This is a genomic window from Streptomyces himastatinicus ATCC 53653, from assembly GCF_000158915.1.
Lineage (GTDB): Bacteria > Actinomycetota > Actinomycetes > Streptomycetales > Streptomycetaceae > Streptomyces > Streptomyces himastatinicus.
Genome location: NZ_GG657754.1, coordinates 2,297,338 through 2,300,579, shown reverse-complemented (window position 1 = coordinate 2,300,579; position 3,242 = coordinate 2,297,338). Strand labels below are relative to the sequence as shown.

At 70.1% G+C, this 3,242-nt stretch carries 3 protein-coding genes; all 3 read right to left on the bottom strand.

Annotated features, from left to right (window positions below; all coding sequences use genetic code 11):
* Positions 1 to 38: 38 nt before the first annotated feature.
* On the bottom strand, positions 39 to 296 hold the full coding sequence (locus tag SSOG_RS09090) for a hypothetical protein (RefSeq protein ID WP_009713920.1): 258 nt from the start codon (positions 294 to 296) through the stop codon (positions 39 to 41).
* Between the two features lie 153 nt (positions 297 to 449).
* Positions 450 to 2,000 (bottom strand): GMC family oxidoreductase, encoded by a 1,551-nt coding sequence (locus tag SSOG_RS09085; RefSeq protein ID WP_009713919.1) that lies wholly within the window; start codon positions 1,998 to 2,000, stop codon positions 450 to 452.
* 10 nt (positions 2,001 to 2,010) lie between these two features.
* Positions 2,011 to 3,242, bottom strand: a 1,232-nt coding sequence (locus SSOG_RS09080; protein ID WP_039936976.1) for an APC family permease, incomplete at its 5' end; no start/stop codon positions are given.

Sequence of the window (3,242 nt, the reverse complement as noted above, 5' to 3'; positions counted from 1 at the left end):
ACGGGGACGACGCTGATTTCCCTTGTCCTGCTGGGTGGTCACGAACTCCGCCCGACTCGCGGGCCCGGCGCCCGCTGCACCTCCACGGCGTACTTGCCGTCGGGGCCGGTGGTGACAGTGACCGTGTCACCGGTGATCAGGGTGACCGTGTGCTGTTGCGTACGAACCTGCGGGGCGGTCTGTGCAGCCTTCGTGGCGGACCGGGACGGCTGGGCGCCGACCGCCGGGGCGGCCATGGCGGCGGCCACCACACCGGCGGCGCCCACCACAGCCACAAGGCGACGCGATCTTCGCATCGGCTGGCTTCCTCCCTCATCGCATCCGACTCTCCTGTCGGAAGGTGCGATCAGAGTGGCCGCCGGGGGTGTGCGGGCTCAAGGGAATCCTGTGGCCGCGCGGTGCCAACGCCTTGATTGGCCACCGGAGTTACGCGGGCGGGCGCGGTGCCGTCACGGGTGGCGGCGCTTGAGCATGTCGGCGCATTTCTCGCCGATCATCATCGTGGTGATGCACGGATTGACGGCCACCAGATGCGGCATCACCGAGCCGTCGGCCACCCGGAGCCCCGTCACGCCCTTGACCCGCAGCTGCGGGTCGAGCGGGGCGGCCGGGTCGTCGGGGGCGCCCATCTTCGCCGTACAGGACGGGTGGTAGACGGTGTTGTGGGTGTCGCGGATGTACGCGAACAGCTCGTCGTCGGTGTCCACGTCGGGGCCCGGGGCGAGTTCGGCGCCCGCCCAGAGGGCCAGGGCGGGGCGGGCGGCGATGTTGCGGGCCAGCCGCAGGCCGTGGATCATCACGCGGATGTCGTGGTCGTGGGTGAAGTAGCGGGGGTCGACCTTCGGCTTGTCGCGGAAGTCGCGGCTGCGCAGCCGTACGGTGCCGGTGGAGCGGGCGCGGGTGACGTTCGGGGTGAGGCAGAAGGCGTTCTCGGACGTCGGATAGCCATGGCGGTAGGTGTTCATGTCGAACGGCACCGACCCGTAGTGGAACATCAGGTCCGGCCGGTCGAGATCGGGCTCGGTGGCGGCGAAGATGCCGATCTCCCACCACTGGGTGGAGCTGCGGACCATGGGCTGTTCGGCGTTCCACATGATGACGCCCTCGGGGTGGTCCTGGAGGTTCTCGCCGACTCCGGGGGAGTCCACGATCACCTCCACCCCCACCTCGCGCAGCCGGTCCGCGGGCCCGATGCCCGACAGCATCAGCAGCTTCGGGGTGTCGATGGCGCCGCAGGAGACGACCACCTCGCGCCGGGCGTGCACGGTGTGGGTGTGGATGAGGTCGGGGGCGAGGTAGTCGACGCCGATGCAGCGCCGGTCCGCGTCCAGCAGCAGCCGCTTGGCCTGGAGCCCGGTGCGTACGGTCAGATTGGGGCGCCAGGACATGACCGGGTGGAGGTAGGCCACGGAGGCGGAGCAGCGGGTGCCGTCCTCGCGCGCGTTGATCTGGAACCAGTGGGCGCCGCGCACCACCGTCTCGCCGGTGTTGAAGGAGGTGAGGGGGATGCCCGCCTCCTCGCACGCGGCCAGCAGCGCCCGGCCGCACGGGTCGTGGGGCGGTACGGTGCGCACGGTGACCGGGCCGTCGCGGCCGTGGTGGTCCCCTGGCGCGTCGTTGTTCTCCAGCCGCCGGAACAGCGGGTACGTCTCCTCGGCGCTCCACCCCGTACAGCCGGCCGCGGCCCATTCGTCCAGGTCCTCGGCGGGCGCCCAGAAGGCGATGCAGGAGTTGTGGGAGGAGCAGCCGCCCAGCACCTTGGCGCGGGCGTGCCGCAGGAAGCTGTTGCCCTTCTTCTGCGGCTCGACGGGATAGTCCCAGTCGTAGCCGGACTCCAGCAGCGCCATCCACCGGTCCAGCCGCAGGATGTTGTCGTCGCCGACGTCCGAGGGGCCCGCCTCCAGGAGGCACACCGACACCGACGGGTCCTCGCTCAGCCGGGCCGCGACGACCGACCCGGCCGTGCCGCCACCGACCACCACGTAGTCGAATTCGTCCACGGGCCTCTCCTCACGGGGTGGTCGCGGCGGCGTGCTCGGCGAGTACGCCGGTGTGTCTGCGCTGCACGAACCAGTAGTAGGCGAAGCCACCGAGGGCGACGACGCCGATGAACAGGACGGCACCCCAGCGCAGATACCAGTGCTGGGGGCCGGTGGCGTTGTAGACCTCGGCGCGCGGCCACGCGAGGTTGACGGACATCGCGAGGCCCCACAGCACGGCCAGCACATTGACCGGTACGCCGAAGCGCCCCAGCGAGAAGCGGCCGGTGGCCGGTTGCCACTGGCCCCTCAGCCGCCGCACCAGCATGGGCAGGGTGACCAGCAGATATGCCATGTAGATCATGATGATCGCGATGCTGGTGACCACCGAGAAGATCTGCGGCTGGTTGATGTTGATGACCAGGATCGCGACGGCCACCACACCGATGAGGATCGCCGGGAGCACCGGCGTCTGGAACCGCGGATGGACATGGGCGAGCCGGGAGCCGCCGGGCAGGTTGTTGTCCCGCGCCATGGCGAACATCAGCCGGATGCTGGCGGTGTGCACGGCCAGCGCGCACACGGTGATGGCGACCACCACGCACCACAGCATGATCTCGCCTACGGTGCTTCCGAGGGTGGACAGCACCACGTACTGGAGGCCGTCCTCCGCCAGCGCCTTCGCGTGCAGGTTCTCCACCGCCATCAGGGCGAACAGCAGGATGAACCCGCCGATGAGGAACGAGGCGACGAGCGCCCGCAGGATGGCGCGCGGCGCGTTGCGGCCCGGATCCACGGACTCCTCGCCGAGCGACGACGCCGTGTCGAAGCCGTACATGACGTACGCGGAGGCCAGCGAGGCGGTCAGAAAGGCGCCGAAGTAGCCCAGTGACTGCCCCTCGCCGCGGCCGAAGGTGTCCAGCACGACGGCCGGGCCGCGGGTGAAGTGCGCGGCCAGCAGCAGGATCAGCACGATCGCCGCGACCAGCTCGATGGCCACCCCGGCGGAGTTGATACGGGCCATCAGCTTCACCCCGAAGCCGTTCACCAGGGTGGTGAACAGGACCAGGATCGAGCCGAGCACGACCGCGTTGGCCGCCCGCTCGGTGCCGCTGCCGCCGTCGCCGACGAGCTGGAACCACGAGGAGATCTGCGGCAGCGTGATCTGGTACGCGAGCGCCACCGCCGCCAGCGACACCATCGAGGCGGTCATCATCATCCAGCCGCCCAGCCAGCCGACGTGCGGACCGCCCAGCAGTTTGG